This window comes from Domibacillus sp. DTU_2020_1001157_1_SI_ALB_TIR_016, from assembly GCF_032341995.1.
GTDB classification, from domain to species: domain Bacteria; phylum Bacillota; class Bacilli; order Bacillales; family Domibacillaceae; genus Domibacillus; species Domibacillus indicus_A.
On record NZ_CP135438.1, the window covers coordinates 1,497,542 to 1,522,933 of the forward strand.

Here is a 25,392-nt window from a genome sequence, read left to right on the forward strand (position 1 = left end):
CAAGTATATAGACTCTTTTTAAGCGTTCACTTTATGGGCCATTTTCAAATCCAGTTTCTCTATGTTTTGAATAACCCGGTCGAAACGAAGTGCCTGCGGATGGGCTGGGAAAATATGATGTTCATATGGATCGCCCAGCGTACGGAAGAACGGCTCAAATAAACCGGAAACGAGCAGCCCTGCGATTTTTGTATAAGCTGAATCCAAACGGTAAGAATGCACTGTATGAGCAGGAACGTGCAGGAAATCTCCCGGATTTAAATGAATTTCTTCTCCGTTTGCCCACATCGTCATCTGTCCTTCGAGGCAGAAAAAAGTTTCCGTATGCTGTTCATGATAATGGTCTACAATACGGTCTCCTTTTGGGCCTTCAGATGAAACGATAATAAACTGGCCATCCGTCGTGTCTTGAGTCGCTATAATTCTGTGGAGCTGGTCACCTGTTAAAAGCCGGTCTCCCTCTCCTGACTCAAGCACATAAGGAACCATCTTATCTGGCAAAACAGCATTTTCAACCAGCTTCGCTTCACCTTCCTGGTCATCATCCTTATGAAAAATCACATCAGCACAAGCAGCTGCTTTTGAAAATCGATCACGGCTTACTTCCCCAGCAGCATAAGGTGGATGCTCGATCTTGTTATATGAGTCTCCTAGAATGGAATAAAGATGCGCTGTATTTTCACCCATCGTATAGGATACGAATCTCGTTCGATGACTTCCCATTTTGTATCCATGAAGCGTTCCTGCCGGGATATGAGCGTAATCTCCAGGCAGCAGCAGGTGCTTTTCTCCATTAAGCGTAAGCTCTAGTTTTCCGTCTAAGACTAAAATTCCTTCCTGGCTGTTTTCATGAAGGTGTAACGGAAAAGAATCACCTTTTCCTCCGGATAACAGCACCATTTCAAAAAGATCGCCTGTGCTTTTGGCATCCGCCATCACCGTTGCTACCTGCCGACCAAAAAGGTAACGTTCTCCTTCTCCACCGCGAAGCAAGTAAGGTATTTTTTCTTTTGGTAAAGTATTTGTCCATAGTTGAGTCATTGTCATCCTCCTCGAATGTAGACCGGTCATTATAATCATAAACAAAAAAATAAATAGACCGTTCTATATAAAAATAACATAAAGGATGCAGAAGTGCTATCCTTTTCTCGGTATTAAACTTGGTATGATGTCAGACAGCAGTAAGAGCGGGGTTTTATCTTTGTCTGTCAATGAGCGCATTACACTTCCCCCAACCATCGAACTGATAAGCACTCCTAATTTCTCTGCTTCTTCTTGTTCCATCCCGCTTCGCACGAGTTTTTGAGCAAAAAGAGATTCCCATTTTGTAAATGCTTCAACACAAGCTGTACGCAAAGGTTCGCTGATCAAAGCCGTTTCTGCTGCCAGCAAACCGACAGGCACACCCTGTATGCTTTCCGGATGATCAAACTGCCTTGCCGTTTGGGCAATAAATAACTGCACCGCCTCTACAGGGTCATCTGTTTTTTCCATATTCTCCTGTATAATTCCCCCGATATATTGGCTTGTATAACGAACAGCCTCAACCGCTAACTCTTCTTTTCCATTTGGGAAATAGTAATAAAGAGAGCCTTTCGGTGCTCCACTTTCTTTTAAAATCTGATTTAATCCTGTTGCATGATACCCTTGAAGCTGAAAAAGACGTGAAGCGGTTTGAAGAATTTTCTCGCGTGAGTCTGGTTTGTTTTTCATAAAGAACGTACCCCCTGTTAGTAGAAAACGCCTTATACCAATATAAAAAACATTATGCTTCATGTCAAAAAACGCTAAAATCCTAAAAATCTGCGAAAAACTACGCTCTTCATGAACAGAGCATAGTTTTTCTTTTGTAATTTACCTCTAATAATTAAAGGTCTATGTAAAAGCAAAAAAAGCTAAATAACATTATTAAATTAAAGTTTCTTAGGGATTTGATTTAATTTGTGCTTTTGAATTCCCTTTACTCTCCCCATTGTTTTTGGAGAACTTGCAGGGAAAATTCGAACAAAAATTTAATCTGAGAATACATAATCGCCTTCTTTAATTTGATTTCTTTCAAACCATCCAAGATTTACTTCAAGTGCATAACGATAAGAAAGTTCGGGATCATACATACGGCATTCTTCCTCTTTACATGGCTCCATATCCATTATTTTGAGTATTTTTCCATCTGAATCAAGAAAAGCAATAGACAATGGAATTAAGGTGTTTTTCATCCAAAAACCGCCATATATTTTTTCTCCGTACATAAATAACATTCCCTCGTTTTCGGGTAATTTTTCAACAAACATTAGGCCCTTTTCTATTTTTTCTTGCGTGTTTGCAATTTGAACGGTTAATTTGGTTTTCCTTTCTCCACTTATTATTTTGATCTTTCTTTTCACTGTATTCCCTCACCTTCGAGAATAATTGTAAACAGATTTCAAAAGAAGTTTATGATTTTTAAATTTCCATTTTCCGAAAAAAATGCCTTTTCCCCTTGACGCTGCTCAACGAACCCGCGCCGCTCGTTCAATCAAAAAATCGACACCGGTCTTTATATACATATGATCGTTCTTGCTTTATGAGCCAAAACAGTCATCTGACAACAGTTTATGTGTAAATAAGCAGAACCTATAAATATCGATGTGTGACATAGCCTAAATAAGTACTACCAAAGCTGTTAAATTTTATTATTCATTTTTAGCCAAAGAAAAAAGACCGAAAAAATCCGGTCTTTTTTAGATTTTATTAAATTGACGCACCCGTTCATTCATTAAGTATAAACAGGATCACACGTTCCAGGTCTTGGTTCATAAAAACAGTGATTTTTATATTGACCGGCGAAAGGCTGGCCATACCATGTTGGAGGGCATGGAGCATATGGATTAAAATACCAAAGGGCATATTTCCCTGGTTGTTGTCTCCAGTAATCCAAAGCCTGTTTTGCTAATCTTTTTTCTTCCGTTCTCGCTCGATGATAAAATAAATTACCTTTTTGAACAGCTTCAAAGGCATAATTATTTCCTTGTATTTGATAAATAACATGGGGAACGGTTCTTAAATTTTTAAAGTCTAAACAATTTGCTTTAAGGCGATTAACAATTACATTTCCAACATACAACATTCCCTGTGCTCCTTCGGCTTCGGCTTCTGCTCTCATCATCCTTGCCATTAAGTCAACGTCTGAACTTCGGTAACTTACTCTTGGCATTTTTTCACCCCCAAAATATACTATAAAAAAAAGCCTGCGTTGGTGTAGGCTTTTAGAATGCAGACAAACCCTATTTTTGAAAAAAACCTTTGCAAATGGGGTTTTGCCTGTTTGTTTGGGCTTATTTAGGGAATTTCTGATTAAATACAGCACTACCTTGATTGATAATTTAGTATTTAAAATGACTGTTTACAGTAGAATAGGTTTTTCAAATAAAATCACCTTTCATCCTGAGTCCAAATTTATTTAGGTTACATTTAAAATAAATAAAAAGGATAATTAGCCACCAAAATGGACTAATTACCCTCTAAATGAGTATCTACATTCAGTTATTCGAACACCATTTTTCTTTCTTCTCTGCACTGTTCACAAATATGCAGCACTCTAGAAGGATTGTTTTCTGCGTCTACTTCTTGATTGGGCTCTTCAACCGCACCACAGATTTCACATATTTTCATGTGACTCATTTATCTCCTTCACATTTAGTTTATTCTCATCATCCGAGTAAATCGTAAAACCAGAATCAATAATCGCCTGCTCAAAGTCATGTGAAGACGCCATTTGTTCATCGTACGTAAAGACGGCTTCATTCTTTTCCAAATTGATTTCAGCCTGCCCAATGCCCCAAACCGAAAGAAGGGCATCTAAAACCGTATCTGCATCTCTCATGCTGTGCATATCTTTCACCATAATTGAACCTGACTGCATTTGTTTCACCCTTTCTTATTCTGTTCATGGTGGGAAGGCTGAACAAAAGCCGTACCCAGCCCTTCCATAAAAGCTGCCATGGCCGCGATCGACGCTTTTATTTCCGGGCTTTTTAGTTTTTTCCGCATCTTCCATAAGCTTTGAGGTTCTTCCTGCTGGCTTGCCTCAGCCATTTTTTGAAGTCCGAGGCCGACTCCTCTCATCATCTTATCGGTCTGTTCCGGCGAAAGTGAGCCAAGGAATTTAGCGCCGTTCATGCCATTTTTAATCACGTTGTGCATGAAGGGCTGGTTGATCTGCTGAATCGCAATAGCACCGACTTCTGTACGGTTCTCCAGCATCCCTCTCAGCGCATCATAAATCCCCATTTCCTGAAGGCCTTTCATTAATTGGATCATGCCAAGGACAGCTTCTTTGTTTTCCGTAAGCTCCCGCATAATTTCGGCTGCAGCCTGTGCTTGTTCTTCCTGCTGGTCAGGAACTCTTTTGCTGATTTTCCGGATAGCCTGTGCCATGTTCATCCCCCTTAATAATCATCTCATTAATTGGTGTAAAGTCTGTCCGATTCCACTTCTCTTCCACTTTTACGCTGATCTGCGGCACCCTGTTTCCATACCGGTGATTGTGTTTCGGCAGCGGCGGCTCGCCTTTTTGTTCAAGCACTTGCATTTTTACACCCATTTCCTTATAAGCCGGTGTATGCGTAATATAATCATGGTAGCTGCTCGTTAAATAGTTAACAGCTTCGTTATCCTCGCGTGTATTCATTGGCAGATACAGTTCATTGCCTTTTACCCGGTCGGTCACCATCACTCTTACTTCTACATACCCATACGGAGAAGTCAGGCCGACTAACGTGCCGTCCTCAAGACTCCGTTCTTTCGCCAGTTCTGGAGATACCTCAAGCCATACATCCGGTACTTTGTGGTTCAGCCCTTTGCTCCGGTGCGTCATGTTTCCTTCATGGAAATGCTCAAGAATACGGCCATTATTTAAATGTAGATCGAAGTCTGCGCCTGCTCGGAATGGCGGTGTCCAGTCAACAGGAACAAGTCTTGCTTTACCATCTGGAAACGCAAAGTTTTCGGTATACAGAAGAGGTGTATCGGTGCCATCCGCTGCAACAGGCCATACAAGAGACTTGAACCCTTCCAGGCGTTCGTAGTTAACACCTGCAAAGATAGGAGCGAGAGAAGCGGCTTCATCCATAATTTCACTTGGATGTTTGTAGTTCCAGTTAGCACCGAATCGGTTGGCCACCAGCTGGAAAATTTCCCAGTCAGGCTTCGAATCTCCAAGCGGCTCCATTACTTTATAAAAACGCTGAATTCTTCTTTCTGTATTCACAAATGTCCCGTCTTTTTCAAGGCTTGGTGCTGCCGGCAGGATAACGTCAGCAAACTGGGCCGTTTTGCTGAAGAAAATGTCCTGCACAACGAAAAACTCCAGTTTTTCAAAAGCATTTTGTACAAAATTAGCATTCGCATCGACGAGTGCCATTTCTTCACCAAATAAATACAATGCTTTCAAACGGTCGTCCTGCATCGCTTCTACCATATGGTGGTTATCATGGCCAGGTTCTGTTGGAAGCGCCGTACCCCATGCTTTTTCATACCGCTCACGCACGCTCGCATCCTGTACAGGCTCATAGCCTGGGAACCAAGCTGGCATTGTGCCGAAATCACAAGCTCCCTGCACATTATTATGCCCCCGAAGCGGATAAGCTCCTGTACCTGTGCGCCCATAATTTCCGGTAATCAAAAGAAGATTGGAAATCGCTGTACTCGCATCTGTGGCTCCTTTATGCTGAGTAATGCCCATCGCCCACAAGGCGCAAACAGATTTAGCTTCGTGAATCATGGTGGCAATCTGTATCATCGTCTCCTGCGATAGCCCGGTTTGTTCTTCAGCATACGCCAATGTAAATTTATCAAGCGATTTTACGTACTCATCGAGGCCATTTACTCTGTTTTGAAGAAATTCTTTGGCTTCCCAGCCCATATCCAGAATGTACTTCGTAACCGCACTAATCCAGATAATATCGGTGCTTGGCTTTGGATGTACAAGCAGATCCGCCCGCTGTGCGAGCTCATGTTCCCGTATATCGGCCACCAACAATTTCTGCCCATGGAGCTTATGAGCTCGCTTAATACGCGTAGCCAGAACAGGGTGGGATTCAGCAGGATTCGCGCCAATGACTATGATCAACTCTGCTGAAGAAATATCATGAATCGTCCCTGCATCTCCCCCGCGCCCGACTGTCCGAAGCAGCCCGGCTGTGGCAGGAGACTGGCAGTAACGCGAGCAGTTATCGACATTATTAGTTCCCATTACACTGCGGGCAAACTTTTGAAACAAATAATTTTCTTCGTTGGAGCATTTGGATGAGGCAATATATCCAATGGAATCAGGCCCATACTGCTCTTTTACATAGCCAAGCTTTTCCTGAATTAAGTCAAGCGCTTCTTCCCATGTAGCTTCAACAAATTCATCTCCTTGACGAATTAACGGCTTTGTCAATCTCTCCTCGCTGTTTACAAAATCCCATCCCCACTTGCCTTTTACACAGGTAGAGATTCCATTAACAGGCGCTTCTTCAAGCGGCTCGATTTTTAAAATATCCCGGTCTTTTGTCCAAACTTCAAAACTGCATCCGACTCCGCAATACGTACAGACGGTTTTGGTTCTCTTAATGCGTGATTTTCTCATTGCTGCTTCCACTTCGGATATGGCGAAAATCTCTTTATAGCCCGGTTCTACTTCCTTCGTCATGTCAATCATCGGTCCAAGAATTTTAGGCGGGATGGCCGTTAAGTAGCCGGCTTCTCCAAGCATCGATTTTTCCATCAAAGCGTTACAAGGGCACACATTTACACAGTGTCCGCATGATACGCAAGATGACTGGTCAATAGGTACATCATTGTCCCAAATGACCCGCGGTACTTCACGGCTCCAGTCAATCGTCAGCGTTTCATTTACCTGCAAATCCTGACAGGCCTCTACACACCGGCCGCAAAGAATGCACTGATCCGGTTCATAGCGGTAGAAAGGATGGGAATTGTCCGGCGGGTACGGTTTTGCCTTGAATGGATACTTTTGATGGGAAAGCCCCATATGCTCAACCGTATTATGTACGGTGCAGTTTCCATTGTTGTTGTCACATACCGTGCAGTACAGCTCATGGTTTTTTAAAATTCTCGACATGCCCTCGTACTGCGCTTCCTGTACAAGAATCGATTCTGTATCAACCACCATGCCAGGCTCAGCTTTCATTACACAAGATCGAACCAAAGCGCCATTTACACTTACGTAGCATGTATCGCACGTCTGAATACTGCCGAGCGCAGGCGTATAGCAAATACTTGGCACAAACACGTTTTCCTCTCTCACAACCTCGAGGACGGTTTGCCCAGGCTTTGCCCTATACGATTTGCCATTGATTTCGATCGAAAAATCCGGTTTATTCATTCGTCTTCCTCCGTTACATTTCGTTGAACTTGTCAATCATGCTTTATAGGTCTCTTTTTTATCAGAGAGCGTTGTTGGATCAGCTTTTAAATAAGCAAGCCAGTAAATCAGGGCCACAAACAGGGCGCCGCCAGCCGCATTTCCAAGAAAGACAGGAACGAAGTTTTGTATGAAGTCTCCCCAGTCAGCGTGACCGGCAAAAATGGCGGCTGGAATAATGAACATATTGGCTACGACGTGCTGAAAACCAATCGCTACAAACCCCATAATTGGAAACCAGACGGCCAGTATTTTCCCGCTTATATCTTCTGCGCCATACGACTGCCAAACCGCCAGTCCTACGAGCCAGTTACAGCCAATCGCAGAAAAAAAGCTTTGCCAAAATTCTGTTTCTATTTTCGCCTCAGCCGTATGAATTGTTTTGTCTAAAAAAGGGCCCGTTTCGGTTAGTCCAACCAGATGGCCAAACACGTAGGCGACAAACAGCGCACCGACAAAGTTACTGATTGTAATCCAAAACCAATTGGCAAACAGCTGACGGGCAGTGATCTTTTTATGCAAACACGCAATCGTGACTGCCACCATATTACCGGTTAACAGTTCACCTCCCGCGACAATGATTAACACGAGGCCAAGCGGAAAAACGGCTGCGCCTAGAAATGACGCAAATGATCCCCACTCTGCCGGCAAATCACCAGTGACCCGAATGGAAAGAAGGTAGCCGATTGAAATAAAGGCTCCGCCTAAAAAACCTAACGGGAGCATGCTTTGGAGCGGAAGCTCTGCTTTTGTTTTGCCTGTTTCAGCGGCGATCTGTGCAATTTTTTTCGGGGGCTGATATCCCATTGGAAAATCCTCCTAATCTTTACAAGCAATATTGTTTGCTGATTTAGGAGAAATTATGAGTGTTTTCAATTTATTAAAGAAAGAAGGAATGAAAATGGATAAAGGAGTTTTATTGCAGCGTGTGCAGGCGATGATTGTTTCTTCCACGAAAAAGCCAAAGCAGATGATTCTTTCTACAGTCAAAATGGCAGATTTATTAGGTGTTTCGCCGGAAGAAATCAGTCAGGGACTAAATGAGCTTGTAAAGGAAGGGCGTTTAAAGCAGTCGAAACTCAAAGAGGCGCCTCATCATGAGGTTTATTTCCTGCCTTAATCATGCGCGTGTTAGAGGAAAATGATACAGAAGCAGAGAAAGATGTGGAAGTTAACGTTTAGGCAGTATGGGATGCAAGTGGCATTCTCTCTTGGAATAGATGGATCACGATAAGAGTTCTGCCACTTGGCCATACAAGATTACATTCAGTCGGTGCGGCACCAAAGCTTTCTCAGGGTTTCTCATTCAGGGATCGGCTTATATGGACAAGCTGCCTAATCCCTTCTCTGATTTTTGTTTCATTCATATAGGAATAAGTTAGCCGAATTCTTGAGCAGTCCTGGCCATACGGGTCAAAATAAACGCCTGGCACAAAAGAAACCGACTGCTCGATGGCCCTTTTCAACAAACAGCTGCCGTCTATATGGTCAGGGAGCTCTATCCACAGATTCAGCCCTCCTTTAGGGCTTTCCCACTTCCAGTTAGTCTCGGATAGTTCTTCTTCCATAATTTCTTTCCGGATTTGCAGAGCAATTCTCAGCTTGCTGAAATGCTGCCGCATTCGTTCAGAGTGAAAAAAGTGCAGGAAGATCTTTTGATTCAGCAGCGGGGATCCGTTGTCTGCCAGTGATTTTACAGTGATCAATGACTGTCTTAAGGCAGGCGGACATAGCATCGCCGCAACCCGGAGACCGGGTGATACATATTTACAGAAGCTTCGAACATAAATAACAGATCCTGTCGTATCAAATGTGTAAACAGGCGGTGCTGCCTGCTTTTCAAAGTAGATATCCGGATAAGCATCATCTTCCACAAGCAGGCAATGATATTGTTCAGCAAGCTCTACCAGTCTTTTCCGCTGAAAAACTGGCACTACATAGCCGGTCGGATTATGAAATGTCGGATTTATATAAAAAAGTCTTGGCTTATAGGTTTTCATACAGTACTCGATCCGATCGAGGTCATATCCGTTTTCTGTTATATCGACAGCTATAATATTGGCTCCATGATTTTTAAACGTGTCAATGGCAGCACTATAGGTGGGCCGCTCAAACAGCACGGTATCTCTTGGTTTCACAAAAGCCTGGGCAATCAAATGAATCGCCTGCTGAGAACCGGTTGTAATGAGAACATTTTCGGGTGTAACGTATGTTTTATGTATGCTCATAAAGTAATGGGCCAGTGATTCACGCAATTCGTGGTCTCCTTCTACAGTAGCATAGGTAGCCAGCACCTTCGGATACAGGTCAAATACTCTTTTTACGTAATGAGATAAGTAATGGTTTGGCAGCAAACTAGGATCGATAAGCGCCTGCGAAAATTGGTATTCAACAGAAGCAGCATGAAGAGCAGCAAGCTGGTTTTCTTTTCGATACGCCGTCACAATCGGCATAGCTGCTTCTTCCTGTCTGAAGCTTCCGGTCTTTACGTAGTAGCCTTTTTTGTCGACTACATACACCTTGTTTTGTTCTTTTAGCAGCTGAAACGCTTTAAAAACCGTGAGCCGGTGGACATTCATTTCTATAGACAACTGGCGGATGGACGGAAGCTTCTCATGTTCCTTCCATTCTCCTCTTTCGATCCGCTGCAGGATAAAATCATATACCTGCTCAAAAAGAAAGCCGTTCTCGTTTTTTCTTTTGACTTTACTCACACTCCACGCTCCCTTCTGTCCTAGTGTACCACGCAGTTTCTTCGTTCTGTTCTGTTTCTTCCAAACTGTTCTATTGAGGCAGGTTTATGATGGGAGCAAGGAGGTTGTAAAGATGATTCTTTTGTTCTATGTATGGATGTGCCTGATTTTCGGGACTACTTTTTTAGCGATTAAACTGGGCGTAGATGCTGGTGCGTCCCCATTTTTCTCAGCTGGGCTCCGCTTTTTTGGGGCTGGTGCGCTTTTGTTTCTCCTTATACGCATCAAAGAAAGGGTTCCCCTTGCCCTGCTGCTCAGCCGGGATCTTTTTCTGATTGGAACCGGCCTTACATTTGGCACGTTTGCTACGCTGTATTGGGCGGAACAGTTCGTGTCCTCGGGCACGGCGGCCGTTTTGTCTGCCACTGCGCCTATGATGATTTTAGGAATGCAGACATTCGGTCTGAAACAAAAAATGCAGCCGTCTGCGATTGTGGGCTGCGCGGTAGGAATTATAGGTGTGTTTCTGCTGATTCTGCCTAACCTTTCTTTATCCATGAATGCTCACTGGCTATCCGGCTGTTTCGCTATTATACTCGGCCAGGTGTTTTACGCCGGCGGAACTCTTTACGCAAGGCGCTCCAAAGAAACGGCGGTGTCGCCAATCGCTTTGAACGCCGTCCAAATGATGCATGGCGGGCTGCTGTTGTTTGTGCTGTCATTCTTTACAGAAAACGGGCAGCTGTCTTCTTTAAGCCAGCCTGTTTTTCTGCTCTCACTGCTCTATCTTACCGTTGTCGGCTCTATGATCGGCCACACCCTGTATTATTATTTAGTCACAAAAACCAATCCGGTATTCCCGTCTACCTGGCTTTATATTTCGCCATTGATTGCTGTTATGGCAGGCTTTTTGTTTTACGGCGAGGAGCTTTCCCGGATGACGTTAATTGGGTCCATCACAATCATTGCCGGTACGATACTAGTGAATGCAGAAGCACTAAAGTCACTGGCGAGAAAAAGAATTTTGGCTCGAAAGCCATATTAAAAAGTGGAGGTTATCCCTCCACTTTTTAATATGAAATCGTCGTTCGGTTTCTTCCTTCAGCTTTCGATTGATACAAAGCGCTATCAGCAAATTGAAAAAGTTCTGGCAGTGAACTTGTCTGCCGTGGAAACTCAGAGATGCCAAGAGAGATGGTGACAGACCTTTCCTTTATTTTTATCTGGTTTTCTACAGCAATTCTTATTTTTTCCGCGATACTATAGACTTCTAACGCAGTGGTATGCGGAAATAAAATAACGAACTCTTCTCCACCATACCGAAAATAAAGGTCGGTTTTCCGGACAACAGAACGAATGGTAGCCACCAGCTTTTTTAATGTTTCATCTCCTATATGATGCCCATACGTGTCATTTATTTGTTTGAAGTAATCAACATCTATGACGACAAGAGAAAATGGCCGCCTTTGCGCCGCCCAGCTTTCCATCACCTCATTTAACTCTCTGCGATTCGGAATACCAGTCAATGGGTCCGTCCTAGCCGCTCGAGTCAGCTGCTGATTATTTTCTTGTACTGCTTTGACCGCAATCATCACACTCTTAGTCAGAAAGTCTGCTTCACGGTTCCAATGAGATTGTTCCTTGGGAACCTCTGCCGGCTTGCCTGATGCAAGCTGATTCATTAGACCAGCTAAATAAATAAAAGGAGCCGCAAGCTTTCTGGCAATCATAATCGCTAATGTCAGCAGGAGGAGAAACGGAGGCAGCACTCTCACGGCTAATTCTTTCATGTGGTTAAGCAAAACATCCTGCACATATGAAACAGGCGTCTGCTGAATAACGCCCCATCCGATGTCAGGTACTACATTATAAGCGGCAAGCATAGGCACGCCTGCTAAATTTGTAATTCTTTCAGTCCCGCTTTGTCCCTGCATTACCTTGTGTACAACTGGGTTTGATGTGTGGTCCAGTCCGATCCGCTGTTGTAAAGGATGAAATAAAACCGTACCATCGGGGCCTACCACATAGTAATAGGAACCGTTTTCATCTACGGCTCCATTACCCAGTATTTCATTTAAAACATTTTCTTCATGAAGGTAGATACTGCCGCCAATCATCCCTTTGTATTGCCCCTTTTTATCATACAGCGGCTGACTCATTAAGACTATTAGACGTCCTGAAGGGCCAATATAAGGTTCTGTTAGAGCCGGCTTCTTGGCATCAAGAACTTTTTTAGTCTCCCCTGTCGTAATGACTTGTCCTCTAAGTCCAATTTTTGAAGGAGCAATACTGCGCACACATCCTGTTTCATCGATCCATGAAAGAGAGTTAAAGTAGCGGCTGCTGCTTTGTAAAAGTTCCAGCTGCTTTTGAATTTCCTCATCGCTTAAAACATCTTTCTCTTGCAGAAATGCAGCCGTTCCTTCAAGACTTAATCGCATCGAGCCAAACAATGAATCAACAGACTGGCTGATTTTGCTTGATTTAGAATAGTTAGCAGAAAGATAGGTTTCTGTGAGTGTTTCCTTCTCCGATTGATAAGATGAAATCATTATGATAAGAACCATTAATATAACAGAGATGCTTACAAGACCAGTGAACAAGGTGGCCAAACTTACCTTATGATTAGTAAACAATTGCTTCATGGGTGTCTCCTTAATTATGGAAAAAAATCATTTATCCACTAGCCATCCCTTTATTATAAAACATACAAGTTAAAATATATAGCCTTTCGGAGCAACTATAGGGGGTAATAAACCTTTATCTGCAGGAATTTTTATTGAAAAGCTCTTTCGGCTAATCTACCTGTTAACAAGGAGAGTGTTTCTTATTTTCATCTGCATAGATAAAGTGGTTACGTTATACTAAACTTTGAGGAGGGACACATTATGCAGGCTATACTTATGTTTGCCATCTCAATGGCAATCTTCGGTTCAATCGGCCTTTTTTCGGAGAAAACGGCCCTTCCATCGATTGAACTGGTTTTTGTGCGCTGCCTTTGCGCCACTGTATTATTAGGAGCAATTTTAATCTTCCAGCTCGTAAAAAACACTGAATCCCCCACTTCTAAAGTACCGCGCCGGGAGTACGGGCTTGCCCTGCTGTGCGGGGTTTTTCTAGTTACCAACTGGGTGTTCTTCTTTCGTTCTATTGAAGTCATGCCGATTACAGTAGCGGTGTCTATTTATCATCTTGCTCCCGTGATTGTACTTGTGATCGGTTCTTTTCTTTTTAAAGAAAAAGTGACCATTTTAGGAGTAGTGTTTTTCTTTGTGTGCTTTTTCGGCACTCTGCTTGTCGGAGGAATTCACCAGCATACAAGCTTCACTGCGTTTTTATCAACTGGTGTAATGTGGGCTTTCCTGGCTGCTCTTTTCTACGCGCTGACCTCTTTGACTGGAAAGGGAATTCAAGCCCTTAATCCGTTGTCCACTACCGTTATTCAAACGAGTCTTGGCATTTTATTGCTCGCTCCATTCGTCGATTGGGTGAACTTTACCGCGCTTACGTTAGAAAATTGGATCTATATTCTGATTACCGGATTTATCCATACAGGCTTCGTCTTTTATTTGTTTTTCCGCAGCCTGCGCCAATTATCGGCTCAAACGATCGCACTGCTTGTTTTTATTGACCCTATTGTGGCGATTTTGCTGGATGTATCGGTTCTCCATTACCGGCCAGATCTTTATCAAATTCTCGGCATCATCCTCGTTTTCGTCGGTATCAGCTACTCTCCTAAAAAAGAAAAACGAATGAAAAAACAAGCTGCGTGAACACCTATATTGTTCACGCAGCTTGTTTTAATTAAATATCCAGATGGTCGTTTAACGATTTTTCAATAAAGTTGCCCTATACCCATTTAATGCCTGTTTTTCGATTTCTTGAACAAAATGATCTTTTCAAGTAATATAGTCTGCTATATTTACAATATCTTTGCTTCATAACTGATACACGTGAATATGATACGTCCGCAAGCTGTCTCCTTTCCGAAAAAAACGGCGTCCTGTAATTCCATTTTTCCCCTTCGATTCATATCCTGCTTCAGCCATCGCTTCATTGAAGGTATCCACTTTGCTTATATCTTTCACTACCGGCATCATGTCGATAATGGCTTTGCTTCCAGACCAAGAACCGCTGTGCTGCCAATACGAGAAATCCTCAACTAACTCGTCCTCAGAAATGGCGGAGAGCTTTCAGCTTCTATTTTAATTAACAACGCCATTCCTTCTGATATGAACACACTTCTACTTTTCTCATCCATTTATCCATTTCCTTGTGGTTCATCTTCCCTTGAACGCTCTTCTTTTTCATCATGAAACTCTTCTATCGTCTGTCCGGCAATATAATCAAAGGGAGTATATGTATGGCTCGGGAGTTCTTTTTTCCAAATCATTTTAAAAACGACTGTTATCACTAAAGCAACAATCAAAAGCGTGAAAATGATCGGTGCATAAAAAGCCACATTCATTTTGACGCCTCCTTACGACTTGTTTTTTAACTCTTCAAGAAGAGAAATGATTTTTTCATTTTGATCAATCAGTGTTTGATTTTGCTGTCGGAGCTTTGTGAAATCATATAAAAAAACGAGAAGAATAATTATGACAAAGAAACCCACACCTTCGCCTCCCCTTATACAAAATCCTTTTTTTACCCTATCACAAATATCCATAATTAACCACCAGCATTTTAATTTCATATAAAGGCGGCAAAAAAGGCAGCCTGTAGATGGGCTGCCTTGAAAAAGAATAGAACATTGTTTTCGGTTCACTACACACCTTCGCTGCACCTTGTAAAGAGACGTTACTGGCTGAAATTTCTATAATCTTTGATGACCAGCATCAGTACGAAACCAAACAAAACCGTATAAGCAATGAATTGAGTGTACTGAACATCTATATAGGCGTTTTTTATTAAAAACGTTCCTGCCACTAAACATACGAGCGTGCACCAGAACGACATATACCCTGCAAAATGGGCATTGGAGCGTGTACGCTGGTCATGCTGCCGGTTGATTTTGTTCCACAGTTTTTCTTTTTGATACCTAAAGCCAAGTGAAACGAGACGGATTGCTGCTAAAACGGCTGCAGCCAGTGTCAGATCTGAACCTGAACCGGCTCCTTTCCAATAGAATATAAACAAAACAACTGGAAGTAACGCTTGCATCAAAAAATAGGCTCTGTACGTAACATTCATCTTAATTATCTCCCTCAATCCAAAATAGTTTTTCAACAGGACATTTAAGCACTGCCGCCAGTTTAATGGCTGTACCAATTAAAGGTTCATAGCGCTGTTTTTCAATCGCAATTATCGTTTGTCTTGTCACACCAATTTTTTCTGCCAGCTGGTCTTGGGTGAACCCACGATGCTTTCTTTGTTCTTTTACGTGGTTATGGACTCCTTGTTTCATTCGTTGCTTCCACCTTAAAATGTAATGTACAACTTACATTTACTAGTATATTCCAGACGAAATGTAAAGTCAACCTTACATTTTAATCATGCAAGCATTAACTGAACAATCTTTGGCCATAAAAAAGCTGCTTAGCAAAAGCAGCTTTTAAACATCACTTACTATTTAAATAAATTTGAAATATATAACGGTTGTATCAAAGCTGCCCCCTGCCGACTTAGCATAGCGGGGAATCTTCCCTGCTTCCACATAGCCTAACGATTGATACAGCTTATTGGACGGGTCGCCTTCTCTTGTATCCAGCACTAAAAGAGATCGATTTTCTTGCGATGCCCTCTCCTCTGCTTTTTGCATGAGAAGACGCCCGATGCCATTCTGTCTGAAGTCGGGATGAACCATGAGCTTAGCCACTTCGGCTCGATGATCACCATTAGGCTTTGTGATAAGCTGCAATTGTACAGTCCCGGCAAGCCCGTCATCTATCTTTGCAATCAAAAGCACCGTATGAGGCGTTAATACCGTCTGCCAGTACGCTTTTGCTTCTTTCATTTGAATCGGTGGCAGAAAACCGATGGACGCTCCGTTATCTACTACTTCTTTTAAAAGCACAGACAGCTGGGCGATCACGCCTTCCATACTGCTTACTTCTTCTACCATCGCTTTTTCCATTTCTTGTCCCCCATTTCGCGTATTATACATATAAGGATAAAAAGCCTGCTTCAACCGGATATAGGTCAAAACAAGCTTTTTTAGAGCAAATAGATTTTCAATAAATTTAGCATTTGATATATTCTTTCATTTGAGCCCATTTACTACTAGGCCCTCTGCCGGAAAGCCGGTACTTTCTCTTATTGTTCATTCAATATGTATGTTTCTTGCTTGCTCATACTTTTAGTGATCCGAAAAACTCTCTTTCAGCAGCCGGCCATTCGCTTGCAATAATACTGTAAAACACTGAATGACGATACGACCCATCTCTTCGAATCATATGGTTGCGAAGTGTACCTTCTTTTACTGCACCAAGCCGCTCAATCGCTTTTTGGGACCTGATATTTCGATCATCTGTTTTAAATTGGACACGGATCATACCTAACTCATGAAAGCAATAACGGAGTAGCAAATGCTTGCACTCTTTGTTTACAGGTGTGCCCCATACAGATGGACGAAACCATGTCCAGCCAATCTCCAGACTTTTATGAGCTTGTGAAATCGCCAAAAAGCGTGTTGTACCAATGATCTTTCCTGTTTTCCGCTCAATCACAACAAATGGATATTCAGCACCTGTTTCTTTTGCTGTTAATGCGTCTTCTACAAATTGAGACATCTCTTGAAGCGTTTTAATGTGCTGGGGCAGATGCGTCCAGATATCTTGATGGCCCCCCGCTTCCCATAGCCCTCTTATATGCCCTCTTTCCATTGGAATAATACGAATGTGATTCCCTGTTAATTCTTTGAGTGAATGATTCATTTGCCCCCTCCTTTTCTCCGGATGTTTAGCATATTTGGTACTCGTCTAATCTACTGACTCCTTTAAAGAAAGTACTTCTTTATATTCTCAATGCACATACTCCTATTATTCCCATTATATCCAACTCCAGTTTCCTTGTGGAGAATGACCGACCAAATTTTTTCTCGTCGAGCCTGTAGAAATCGCAGCGAGCATAATATTTTCAAAGCTAAATACTTACTTTTAGCTTTTTTTATTTTGTTTGCATAAAATGGCTGGAACGAGGCCATACTGTTTTGTGTAAGGCAGTCCTATTCTCTTGAGTTTATATCCCTGTTACCACCATGCAGCCAGAGCCCCCTCTGGCTGTTTTTTTGTCTATATCCCCTAACTCTTGGAAAAGAATTAAAAGGGCTCACTATAGAATAAGTAATCGCAGTCGTATGCTTTATCGTTTCCATCGAACTACCACCCACTTGAACCGTTAAGTGGGTGGCGGCAGTTCCATTCAGACAGCTCTTTTTCGAAGCGCAGCATAACAGGCTACAACAATCGCTCCCGCTAGACCCGTCAGCATATCGGTCATTGTATCTTTATTATCGTCTTCTTCCATGAAACCCATAACGGCCCCGAGAAATTCAGCACTTTCCCACAGAGCACTGATCGTCACTGCGAATGTTAAAACAAACAAAAAAATCATCCATCGCGAAATTCCTTTTTCTACACTGTTTGGCAAAAGAAGTTTATAAATAGCTATTCCCACAAAACCCGCAAAAACACTCCCAAAGAAATGAAGCATTGTATCCCACCAGCGAAAGCGGTCATAAAATTTCAAGATGGCCCCCAGAAAAAATGTACAAAATATAAAAAGATAGTAGCTGATAATCAAAGGCAGGTTGAAAGGGATCTTTTTTAAAAACAAAAGTAAAACGGGCAGTAAGCTGAACAAAACCCTGCCAATTGCATCCGGCCAGGTAGAAGAATTTCCATTTGAAATGTCTCGAATAAACACAGCTGCCATTACGACAACAAACGTTATGCTTAAAAACAAAATGACTTTCTTTTTCATGTCATCACCATCTAAAAAAGTTTTTATTAGTATGCCCAGTAACTGCCATCTCAACCCGGTGATGAAAGTGCCCTTATCTGCATTTTCCTGATTCTCATACTTCTCCACTCATATTCCATTTACTCCAGAGAAAATTTCTTAGGGAAAATACCTATATGGGACAACATTCCATTCAAAAAACAGAGCATATACTTATGTCATGAACAGAATGGAGGGGTCCCTATTGGCCGACAAATCAAGAGTACACCAGCACTTGGCCTGGCATGAGACGCTTGAACTGCATGAAATAGCAGCCACGACAGCCCATTATCTGACTGAATTCAAATTGCAGCTTGCGAATGTACAGGACCCGACGCTGCGAGGTCTGTATATGGAGGCGATCCGGAACCTTGAGCAAAATACGCTTGAGCTGCTTCCTTTTTATGAAAAAGCACCAATTCCGATGTTGCTCAAAGACAGCCTTGAAACGTTCAGTCCCAAGCCGATGGGGGTAAACTTGACCGCCTTCTATGGAAGAAAACTGCTTATATTTGCAAAAAATGCTGTGCGTAATTATGCGGTCGCCATTACGGAAACTGCCACTCCAGCTCTGCGTGTCATCTTTCAAAAACAATTACAAAAAGCGATCGAATTGCACGCCAAGACGTTCGATTTTATGCTGCAGAGAAGCTATTACCCGGCGTATGATTTAGAGAAGCTGCTTGCTGAAGATTTGAAAAATGCCAAAACCTCTTTGTCCGTAAGACGCTGATAAAGTACCTTTCCTGCTTCGCTAGTATAATAACACCAAGGCACAATCAACTCAGAATTTTAAAAAACAAAAAACCCTCTGGCTTTTTCTCTTTTAACGGAAGAAAGCCAAAGGATTTTTTATTATGCCACTTGATGAAGGGAAGTGCCGCTAACTCCTGCATTTTAATCTTTCCAATAAAACACAGCATCAAATATCGTATACTGCTCTCCAAAGTCAGGCATCGTTAAAATGGTTGGAATCTCTGCTTCAAAAGGAAGCAGCCCTTCTACGTCACTTTTTTCTAAAATTATATACCCTGCTTCGTGTAAACATTGCTTAATTTCTCTTAGTTCTGATGAAAACTTTTCTGGTACATCGTTAAGATTTTCCGGTCCCAAGAAACTATAACCGCTGTAACTTTCTTCTACTCTATTATTTTCTTCTCGAATGAACTTCGATCGTTCACTCCATCCAAACACAGCAACTGGGACTAGACGACTCACGTATACAGAGACTCCTTCCATTTCCCAAACAACAACAGGAGCTTCCTTTACTTCACTTTTGCTCATCACACTGCTTCCATTTTTTTGTAGCAAAAAAATTAAATAAAAGAAGCATATCCACTTCCGTAATGACCAAATTCTCCGTCACATTCCAACTGTTCTGACTCATTTAGCTTGAAAAGAAGCTTTTTAATGTAATCCTCTATTTCCTCCCCGCACCCTTTTTCATAAGGAAACGAATTTCCGACAGGCTCTCCATTAATAATTGAAAAAAGCTGTTCATTTATAGATTTCATTTTTATCCCCTATATAAGCATGTTATAGCTCATCTATCTTCTTGTCTTTGTTAGGTTTCTGTATAAGAATAGCCTATGAACAATGAATTCATATACCGAAGTAAATGAATGAGATAAAATTCGCTTCAAATTATTTATACGGGGGTGAGCTGTTTGGATTTTTTTCCTGAAGAACTCGATTTCTTGTCATTATTTTGTGTAGAACCAATAAAACTCGATCAACATATACCCTTTTTTTATAATCAATCTACCTTTTCTTTTAACAATGAGACGGAGTCCTTTGTAGTAAAGATGGCGCCGAGCTACAGCGAATTTGATTTAAAAGTTACAAATAGGGCTAATCATACATTAATTGCATTCCACTCTTTTAAAACTGTTGGAAAGTTAGAGATTCTTTGTGATAAAAAGGATTGCGCGAAAATCCTCCTTATCCTGGATTATGATAGAGATCGCTTTATCACATCCGTTGAAATAACCTTTAAACCAAAGTTTAGTATCATTCTCAGAGAGCACTTTATTGATTGAATAAGTGATTAGATTCCGCCACACGGTTATATATATTTTATTAGTAGAAAGATAGTATTGATTTATTTTCTCTTTTTCTTATTCCCTCAATAAAATAAAGTACCCGTTCATAAATTAAAAATTCCCAATTACATAGGGGTGATATGTTATCCTAAATATCATATGTTAACAAGCAATACATTTCGGTTAACTATTTAATTGAACCTAAACCTATAAATGAGGGATAAATATGTACAAATTGCGAGGTCATCACCTTTTTTGTCTTCTGGGCTATCGAGGAATGGGCTATTCCGAAGAATACGTCGAAAATATGACACGTTTGCACCAAACGTTAAGAGATTACCCTAATACGCTCATTCATCTTGTAAACGGCCCTGATCAGTTGTGTGAAAAGTACCCCAATTCAGGTGTATACCATTGCCAGGACAACAGTATTTATGAAAGGGATGCCGCTATTTTGGAGAAAATGGGGCTTAAAATCGGACAAATGTTAAGCTGGAAGGATATTGAGTCGTGTATCCGAAAGTTTGTGGTCCCCTCTGATGTTCAGGTTATATGTGAAACCTGTGCCTGGCGGTCATATGGAGTTTGTGAAGAAGGTATTCAAGAGATTCATGAAGGGAAAAGGTTGAGGAAAATTCAATAATCCCCCTCTTCCCTTTTATTAATCCGTCCATTTTGAGAGCAACTCCTTCTGTGCAATCATCGTGAACCAGCATTTCTTTACCGTTAAGACTATTTACTAGAGAAAAACGTAAGCAGCACCTGGTAAGAGATATCACTCAAATAAGGAAGGAGATTTATCACTGAAGGCTGCCCCTTTCTTCTGAGCTATGCATTCAATATTTAGCATTAAAAAAGACCAGGCTCCATTCCTTGATAGAGAAGGAATAGCGCCTGGTTTTTCTGTTGGTTTAAGTAATCCGTCTTATTTAAATGTATGCATACCCACCTAATTCTTTTTTGCAGACATGGCGGCAATTGCAGATTCATTAAATCCTTTAGCGATCAGCCAAACGGTTAAAATCATTTCATTAGCTGCTACCGGCAGTGCCAAAACAGCACCCCAAACCGAAACTTGTTCAATAACACCGAACATAACTAACAGGGCACAAAGGAAAACAAGGGCTGCCCCCGTCATTCCTAGGATGGGTATGAATCTCGGTACGAGCTTGGATTTATAAAAGATATAACTGTACATCACGGTATTGATACCGAGCATAAAATTGGGGCCAAGCAGGAATGTCCAGTCATGTATTGCTTTTAATATGGTGCCCGAAGTTTGAAAAGATGTGGTATCCGGAGCTCCTGCCGCTACAAATTCCCGGCTTAAGGTCAACAGCGACAGCACGCTGATGACACCCACAGTAATGACAACCGCTTCAAGAAACCGGAAGCAAACATGCCAAAGAGCGATCGTTTCATTATATCTTCTTAAAATTGGAAACATGGTGGCTGCTGTACCAACCGCTGAAACGACAAGAATTAATTCCATCAACGCCCCCATTATCACCTGGTCGGCATGTTCAGCACCTTTAATCAGGTAATCAGGACTGTTTAGGATAGGATCATATAAAATAACACCCATTATCGCCGTAACAGCGGCAAGTATAAACAGGACACCGACAATTTTTGCTGCTTTTTTGTTTGAATTCATTTCTATCTCCTTCTTTCCACAAATTAACAAATGGTAAAGCAGAAACAATCATCGGTCTTACAGCTTCGAGTTGTCCCCATAAAAGAATACTTCTTCCAGCGGTAAGTTAAAGGCGCGAGCAATACGAAAAGCCAGTTCCAAAGATGGGGAGTAATTTCCCTTCTCAAGAGCTACGATAGTCTGTCTTGTTACGCCTGCCTTGTCAGCCAGTTGCTGCTGGGTCATTTCATTATGGTTGAATCGTAATTTTCGAATGTGATTGCCGACAAGATGTTTGCCCATATTAAATTCCTTTCCGATAATGATAAAGTTTTGTAATGGAGCCGGTCACATCGGAAAGAAATCCTGAAGCGATCAGGATCATAAACATCGCCTGTGACGGCTGATAAATGACCAGCGATCCCATTGCAAAAAGAAAGCCGAGGATAAATACAAAAAAAGAGTTTCGGTGTGCTTTCAATTCGATAAACTTATCCAGTTCATCCGCAAATGCTGGTTCCTTTTCTCTGGTCGTTATTCTAAAGATGATGTTAAAAATAATGCTGATTACAATGTGTGCGACTATGGAAACCAAAGTTAAAACAAGGACGAAGGACCCCCAATAGCGAAAGGTTTCGGTCGACTGAAGCCCTCCCTCGGGATGCTGCGGGTACATATATAAACAAAAAAATCCGAAAATGAGAATAACACTGATCAACGATACAATGCTTTTCTTTTCTTGATAAGTCATGACTTCCCCCCCTTGTACGTTCGCTTTTACATGATGTAAAGCGTGTTTTACACGATGTAATATAGACTATGCACAAAGTCAATTAAAGATGACACCTAATCAATATAATAAAACTTTTTTCTTTAAAAATGCAAAAAAGCCGATCCCCATCTTAGGACGTAAGCACAAAAAGATACGTAAATTTAAAAAATCCCTGATTCCTTTAATAACAAGGTTTCAGGGATTTTTTGTGTCCTTTGATGACGAATGGGAATGCTGATAATTCCCCAGCTCCTCCAAAACTCCCCTAATCTCCAAAACGTATTTCTTCTATTGTATATAGCTATTGCGTGCTGCAAAACCTGCAGTCAGAGAACGGACGATTAAAGCTTAATAACGTTTCTGACTGTATAAAAGATATGTAACGATCGGGTTTGCTGATTGATTTATCGTGAATAAAAAATAGTTTTTATAAATATTAATATAAACCCCTTACACTCTTCACTCCTTCTTATTATAATAAATGGAAAACGAGGGATTTTATTGGTAATAAGGTTAAAATTATTCATTACAATGTTTGCGGCTATTGTATTATTTTTAATTACGCACCATTCAGCAGAAGCAGAAAATCCGATCAAGCCGAGTCAAAGCCGGGTGACCTATACCCTTAAAGATGCAAATGGTGTAGCATACAAGGTCTATTTTGCTGGTGTAAGAGAGAAGAAGGGCTATGCATCTTATGATAAGTGGCCCTATGTCTGGGCAGGAGCCAATGAGGGGGATCTTATCTACAAAGGAAACTACACTCTTTACACCCACAAAGTAGGCACAAGCTATATCAAAAAGTCACGTTTCTATTTTAAAGATTACGAATTGAATTCCACTCGCAAGATGGTTCATGTTTACCCATCTAAATACAAAGGGCAGCCAGATATTTTAGCAGTTGCCGAAACAGATCATTCGAATTTAGAAATTGCGCAATGGTACTACATGAAAGATGGCGTACTAACAAAAATGATTGATGTAGGATATACTAAACGCGCGAAGCGTATTGCTATAAACAAATTTCAAATAGCAGGATACGACAATAGCACTGGCAGTTGGCATTTTAGTGATTTAGTCTTCAATCCTAAGAAAAACAAATATAGTACGGTTAATGTAAAACCAAAAAACCCAAGCCAAGTAATCAAAAACTGGCCAAAACACTGGCAATAAAAAAGACCCGTCTACTCGTCATGAGCAGGCGGGTTAGTTTATTACATTTTCATAAAATGTCTTTAAAGATCATCTTTACTCTTTATGTTGGAGTTTTTCCGCCAGCTTGTAGAAATCGAGGCAATGCTTTGAAAATTCTTCATTGATCTCTTTGTACAGTTTTGTTGATTCGTCTAATACGTTATTTAAACGATCATAAATATAATACTTTTTCGCACCTATTCCATAGCGTTTATATATAATTTCGTACTTCTTACCATTATAAACACCATTAAAGTACAAATAGTTACCTATTTCCTTCGAGAGAACAAAAGACAAATTTACTCTACCTCCCCCCTTAATATCTAAATGTATGCTGAACTGAAACGAAAAGAAGAAAAAGTAGCATCCCCTCTTTATCTGGATGAGCAGGCGCTCGAAGAAATGCAGCAAATCGTCTGCTCCCCGAGTGTGAAGTCTGCAGGTACGATGTACGACTTCACTACTTCACCGACACCATCATTGAAATCGTACTGCTTATCAATATTGGGGGCATCCTTCATAAATCCATGAGCGGCTTTATCTACATAGGATACATGTGTAATCGTTGCATTTATTCGTTCTCTAGCCACTATTCTCCATCTCCTTTCAGTGAACTTTGAAGACTCCTGTATTTCTCATGTATACAGTACATTTATTCTCTCCTTTCCAGGTTCAAGTTCATTAAGCCTGATTACTTTAGGCCAAAAGAAAAAGACCGACTTGATCGGTCTTCACTAAACATTTTCTTCAATTAAGGTACATTTATCAGCTAGATTATAAAAGCTGTTGACTCTTTATGGCAGAAGCACTTATAGCATTGGAAAGCGTAGATGTAATTGATACTTTATCAAAGCTAAGCCCCAGCTGAACAGCAGTCTGTGCTATTTCTGGCCGAATTCCTGATAAAGTCGTTTTTACTCCAATTAGACTCAACGCATCGATTAATTGAAAGATCTGATGGGCTACCATTGTATCAATCATCACTACACCGGATAGATCGATAAGGAGGTGGTTTAATCTTCTTTCAGAACATTGTTCCAAGGTGTTTTCGAGTATTAACTTTGCTCGTGCTGTGTCAATATCACCCACTAGCGGTAGTAATCCCATATTGTTATTAAGACTAATGACTGGTGAGCTTAATTCATTAATCATTTCTTGTTGACCTTTCAACCTCATCGTTGAAGCTTTGTGATGCTCTTCCATAAACCAGGTTACCACATCATCCATGGTGTCTAAGATTTTTTGATACCATAATTCGATCATTTCTTCTGAATACTTTCCTTTATTTAAAGAAACAAACTCTTTTATTAACTTTAAGTACTGATTTCGCACGCTAAAAAACTCTCTTGCTATAAAATGAACGGGCGTTGCTAAATGCTGCGCATCATTTGCTAAATAAGTCAGCCACTCCTCAAGCCCCTCTTTGAACTTGGCTTCTTCCTCAATAAACATTTGGAAAAAACGACGATGAAATTCATAGTTTTGTGTTTTTAATAATTTAACATCTTCAGTATTAGTACTGGTATAAACTCCAAACGATTCACTTTTATCTAAGGATTTATACCATTCCTCAGTCACTTCCCATGCTCTTTCTATTAAAAACTCGCCTAGCTCTTTATTTCTGTACACCTTCATTCCTCCTACAGTTTGTCGGAAATTGTCTGTTAACCCAATGATTAGTTTAACCTAACGAAGGTAAAGTATCTATT

The 25,392-nt window shown here is 41.1% G+C and carries 31 protein-coding genes and 1 pseudogene; 6 read left to right on the forward strand and 26 right to left on the reverse strand.

Annotated elements, in window-relative coordinates; genetic code table 11:
- Positions 1-18: 18 nt before the first annotated feature.
- The 9 genes from RRU94_RS06980 to RRU94_RS07020 form a co-directional block, all read right to left on the reverse strand.
- Positions 19-1,041, reverse strand: a complete 1,023-nt coding sequence (locus tag RRU94_RS06980; protein ID WP_315691051.1) for a quercetin 2,3-dioxygenase — start codon at positions 1,039-1,041, stop codon at positions 19-21.
- Between the two features lie 96 nt (positions 1,042-1,137).
- On the reverse strand, positions 1,138-1,713 hold the full coding sequence (locus tag RRU94_RS06985; RefSeq protein WP_315691052.1) for a TetR/AcrR family transcriptional regulator: 576 nt from the start codon (positions 1,711-1,713) through the stop codon (positions 1,138-1,140).
- 299 nt (positions 1,714-2,012) lie between these two features.
- Positions 2,013-2,384: a DUF192 domain-containing protein gene (locus RRU94_RS06990; RefSeq protein ID WP_315691053.1), complete on the reverse strand. Its 372-nt coding sequence runs from the start codon at positions 2,382-2,384 to the stop codon at positions 2,013-2,015.
- A gap of 371 nt (positions 2,385-2,755) precedes the next feature.
- The gene (locus RRU94_RS06995) at positions 2,756-3,193 is read right to left on the reverse strand and encodes a cell wall hydrolase (RefSeq protein WP_315691054.1); all 438 of its coding nucleotides are present in this window, start codon (positions 3,191-3,193) and stop codon (positions 2,756-2,758) included.
- A 329-nt stretch (positions 3,194-3,522) separates the two neighbouring features.
- Entirely contained in the window at positions 3,523-3,651 is a 129-nt protein-coding gene (locus RRU94_RS07000) for a hypothetical protein (protein ID WP_315691055.1), read from the reverse strand.
- Positions 3,638-3,901 carry a heavy-metal-associated domain-containing protein gene (locus RRU94_RS07005; RefSeq protein ID WP_315691056.1) on the reverse strand — a complete coding sequence of 88 codons (264 nt, stop codon included), beginning with the start codon at positions 3,899-3,901 and terminating at the stop codon, positions 3,638-3,640. The genes RRU94_RS07000 and RRU94_RS07005 overlap by 14 nt, the downstream gene beginning before the upstream one ends.
- Before the next feature lie 5 nt (positions 3,902-3,906).
- Positions 3,907-4,416 (reverse strand): helical membrane plugin domain-containing protein, encoded by a 510-nt coding sequence (locus tag RRU94_RS07010; protein ID WP_315691057.1) that lies wholly within the window; start codon positions 4,414-4,416, stop codon positions 3,907-3,909.
- Positions 4,376-7,369, reverse strand: coding sequence for a formate dehydrogenase subunit alpha (fdhF, locus tag RRU94_RS07015; RefSeq protein WP_315691058.1), 2,994 nt, complete (start codon positions 7,367-7,369; stop codon positions 4,376-4,378). The genes RRU94_RS07010 and fdhF overlap by 41 nt, the downstream gene beginning before the upstream one ends.
- Before the next feature lie 36 nt (positions 7,370-7,405).
- Complete coding sequence (locus tag RRU94_RS07020) at positions 7,406-8,215, reverse strand: formate/nitrite transporter family protein (protein WP_315691059.1); 810 nt, start codon at positions 8,213-8,215, stop codon at positions 7,406-7,408.
- 55 nt (positions 8,216-8,270) lie between these two features.
- Here RRU94_RS07020 and RRU94_RS07025 point away from each other — a divergent pair, with 55 nt between their 5' ends.
- Positions 8,271-8,528, forward strand: a complete 258-nt coding sequence (locus tag RRU94_RS07025; RefSeq protein ID WP_242236114.1) for a helix-turn-helix domain-containing protein — start codon at positions 8,271-8,273, stop codon at positions 8,526-8,528.
- A 172-nt stretch (positions 8,529-8,700) separates the two neighbouring features.
- Here RRU94_RS07025 and RRU94_RS07030 read toward each other — a convergent pair whose 3' ends face one another.
- Positions 8,701-10,122 carry an aminotransferase-like domain-containing protein gene (locus RRU94_RS07030; RefSeq protein ID WP_315691060.1) on the reverse strand — a complete coding sequence of 474 codons (1,422 nt, stop codon included), beginning with the start codon at positions 10,120-10,122 and terminating at the stop codon, positions 8,701-8,703.
- A 112-nt stretch (positions 10,123-10,234) separates the two neighbouring features.
- Here RRU94_RS07030 and RRU94_RS07035 point away from each other — a divergent pair, with 112 nt between their 5' ends.
- Positions 10,235-11,146, forward strand: a complete 912-nt coding sequence (locus RRU94_RS07035) for a DMT family transporter (protein WP_315691061.1) — start codon at positions 10,235-10,237, stop codon at positions 11,144-11,146.
- 25 nt (positions 11,147-11,171) lie between these two features.
- On the opposite strand, the gene RRU94_RS07040 is transcribed toward RRU94_RS07035, so the two are convergent.
- On the reverse strand, positions 11,172-12,746 hold the full coding sequence (locus RRU94_RS07040; RefSeq protein ID WP_315691062.1) for a sensor domain-containing diguanylate cyclase: 1,575 nt from the start codon (positions 12,744-12,746) through the stop codon (positions 11,172-11,174).
- Positions 12,747-12,989: 243 nt separating this feature from the next.
- On the opposite strand from RRU94_RS07040, the gene RRU94_RS07045 reads away from it, so the two are divergent.
- Positions 12,990-13,874, forward strand: coding sequence for a DMT family transporter (locus RRU94_RS07045; protein ID WP_315691063.1), 885 nt, complete (start codon positions 12,990-12,992; stop codon positions 13,872-13,874).
- A 165-nt stretch (positions 13,875-14,039) separates the two neighbouring features.
- On the opposite strand, the gene RRU94_RS07050 is transcribed toward RRU94_RS07045, so the two are convergent.
- The 8 genes from RRU94_RS07050 to RRU94_RS07085 all read right to left on the reverse strand — a co-directional run bounded on the left by RRU94_RS07050 (position 14,040) and on the right by RRU94_RS07085 (position 18,024).
- Positions 14,040-14,189, reverse strand: coding sequence for a GrpB family protein (locus RRU94_RS07050; protein ID WP_315691064.1), 150 nt, complete (start codon positions 14,187-14,189; stop codon positions 14,040-14,042).
- 173 nt (positions 14,190-14,362) lie between these two features.
- Positions 14,363-14,569: a DUF3951 domain-containing protein gene (locus RRU94_RS07055; RefSeq protein ID WP_315691065.1), complete on the reverse strand. Its 207-nt coding sequence runs from the start codon at positions 14,567-14,569 to the stop codon at positions 14,363-14,365.
- A gap of 12 nt (positions 14,570-14,581) precedes the next feature.
- A complete protein-coding gene (locus tag RRU94_RS07060) occupies positions 14,582-14,716 on the reverse strand; it encodes a hypothetical protein (protein WP_315691066.1) in 135 nt (44 codons plus the stop codon).
- Between the two features lie 185 nt (positions 14,717-14,901).
- A complete protein-coding gene (locus RRU94_RS07065) occupies positions 14,902-15,294 on the reverse strand; it encodes a hypothetical protein (RefSeq protein ID WP_315691067.1) in 393 nt (130 codons plus the stop codon).
- 1 nt (position 15,295) lies between these two features.
- Entirely contained in the window at positions 15,296-15,508 is a 213-nt protein-coding gene (locus RRU94_RS07070) for a helix-turn-helix transcriptional regulator (RefSeq protein ID WP_315691068.1), read from the reverse strand.
- A 165-nt stretch (positions 15,509-15,673) separates the two neighbouring features.
- Positions 15,674-16,177: a GNAT family N-acetyltransferase gene (locus tag RRU94_RS07075; RefSeq protein WP_315691069.1), complete on the reverse strand. Its 504-nt coding sequence runs from the start codon at positions 16,175-16,177 to the stop codon at positions 15,674-15,676.
- Positions 16,178-16,391: 214 nt separating this feature from the next.
- Complete coding sequence (locus RRU94_RS07080; RefSeq protein ID WP_315691070.1) at positions 16,392-16,976, reverse strand: GNAT family N-acetyltransferase; 585 nt, start codon at positions 16,974-16,976, stop codon at positions 16,392-16,394.
- A gap of 487 nt (positions 16,977-17,463) precedes the next feature.
- Positions 17,464-18,024 (reverse strand): DUF2238 domain-containing protein, encoded by a 561-nt coding sequence (locus tag RRU94_RS07085; protein WP_315691071.1) that lies wholly within the window; start codon positions 18,022-18,024, stop codon positions 17,464-17,466.
- A 223-nt stretch (positions 18,025-18,247) separates the two neighbouring features.
- On the opposite strand from RRU94_RS07085, the gene RRU94_RS07090 reads away from it, so the two are divergent.
- Positions 18,248-18,775, forward strand: a complete 528-nt coding sequence (locus RRU94_RS07090) for a spore coat protein (RefSeq protein WP_315691072.1) — start codon at positions 18,248-18,250, stop codon at positions 18,773-18,775.
- A gap of 164 nt (positions 18,776-18,939) precedes the next feature.
- Here RRU94_RS07090 and RRU94_RS07095 read toward each other — a convergent pair whose 3' ends face one another.
- Positions 18,940-19,326, reverse strand: coding sequence for a hypothetical protein (locus RRU94_RS07095; protein ID WP_315691073.1), 387 nt, complete (start codon positions 19,324-19,326; stop codon positions 18,940-18,942).
- 32 nt (positions 19,327-19,358) lie between these two features.
- Positions 19,359-19,556, reverse strand: coding sequence for a hypothetical protein (locus tag RRU94_RS07100; protein ID WP_315691074.1), 198 nt, complete (start codon positions 19,554-19,556; stop codon positions 19,359-19,361).
- A gap of 754 nt (positions 19,557-20,310) precedes the next feature.
- On the opposite strand from RRU94_RS07100, the gene RRU94_RS07105 reads away from it, so the two are divergent.
- On the forward strand, positions 20,311-20,727 hold the full coding sequence (locus RRU94_RS07105; RefSeq protein WP_315691075.1) for a DUF1284 domain-containing protein: 417 nt from the start codon (positions 20,311-20,313) through the stop codon (positions 20,725-20,727).
- A 306-nt stretch (positions 20,728-21,033) separates the two neighbouring features.
- Here RRU94_RS07105 and RRU94_RS07110 read toward each other — a convergent pair whose 3' ends face one another.
- The 3 genes from RRU94_RS07110 to RRU94_RS07120 are packed head-to-tail and all read right to left on the reverse strand — an operon-like array spanning position 21,034 to position 22,468.
- A complete protein-coding gene (locus RRU94_RS07110) occupies positions 21,034-21,738 on the reverse strand; it encodes a DUF4386 domain-containing protein (RefSeq protein ID WP_315691076.1) in 705 nt (234 codons plus the stop codon).
- Positions 21,739-21,795: 57 nt separating this feature from the next.
- Positions 21,796-22,020 carry a helix-turn-helix transcriptional regulator gene (locus tag RRU94_RS07115; RefSeq protein WP_251272133.1) on the reverse strand — a complete coding sequence of 75 codons (225 nt, stop codon included), beginning with the start codon at positions 22,018-22,020 and terminating at the stop codon, positions 21,796-21,798.
- 1 nt (position 22,021) lies between these two features.
- Positions 22,022-22,468 (reverse strand): hypothetical protein, encoded by a 447-nt coding sequence (locus tag RRU94_RS07120; RefSeq protein WP_315691077.1) that lies wholly within the window; start codon positions 22,466-22,468, stop codon positions 22,022-22,024.
- 522 nt (positions 22,469-22,990) lie between these two features.
- On the opposite strand from RRU94_RS07120, the gene RRU94_RS07125 reads away from it, so the two are divergent.
- Positions 22,991-23,662 (forward strand): hypothetical protein, encoded by a 672-nt coding sequence (locus RRU94_RS07125; protein ID WP_315691078.1) that lies wholly within the window; start codon positions 22,991-22,993, stop codon positions 23,660-23,662.
- 431 nt (positions 23,663-24,093) lie between these two features.
- On the opposite strand, the pseudogene RRU94_RS07130 reads toward RRU94_RS07125, so the two are convergent.
- Positions 24,094-24,228 (reverse strand): annotated as a pseudogene (locus RRU94_RS07130) (XkdF-like putative serine protease domain-containing protein); the annotation flags it as partial.
- Positions 24,229-24,457: 229 nt separating this feature from the next.
- Entirely contained in the window at positions 24,458-25,318 is an 861-nt protein-coding gene (locus RRU94_RS07135; protein WP_410492936.1) for an STAS domain-containing protein, read from the reverse strand.
- Between the last annotated feature and the right edge of the window lie 74 nt (positions 25,319-25,392).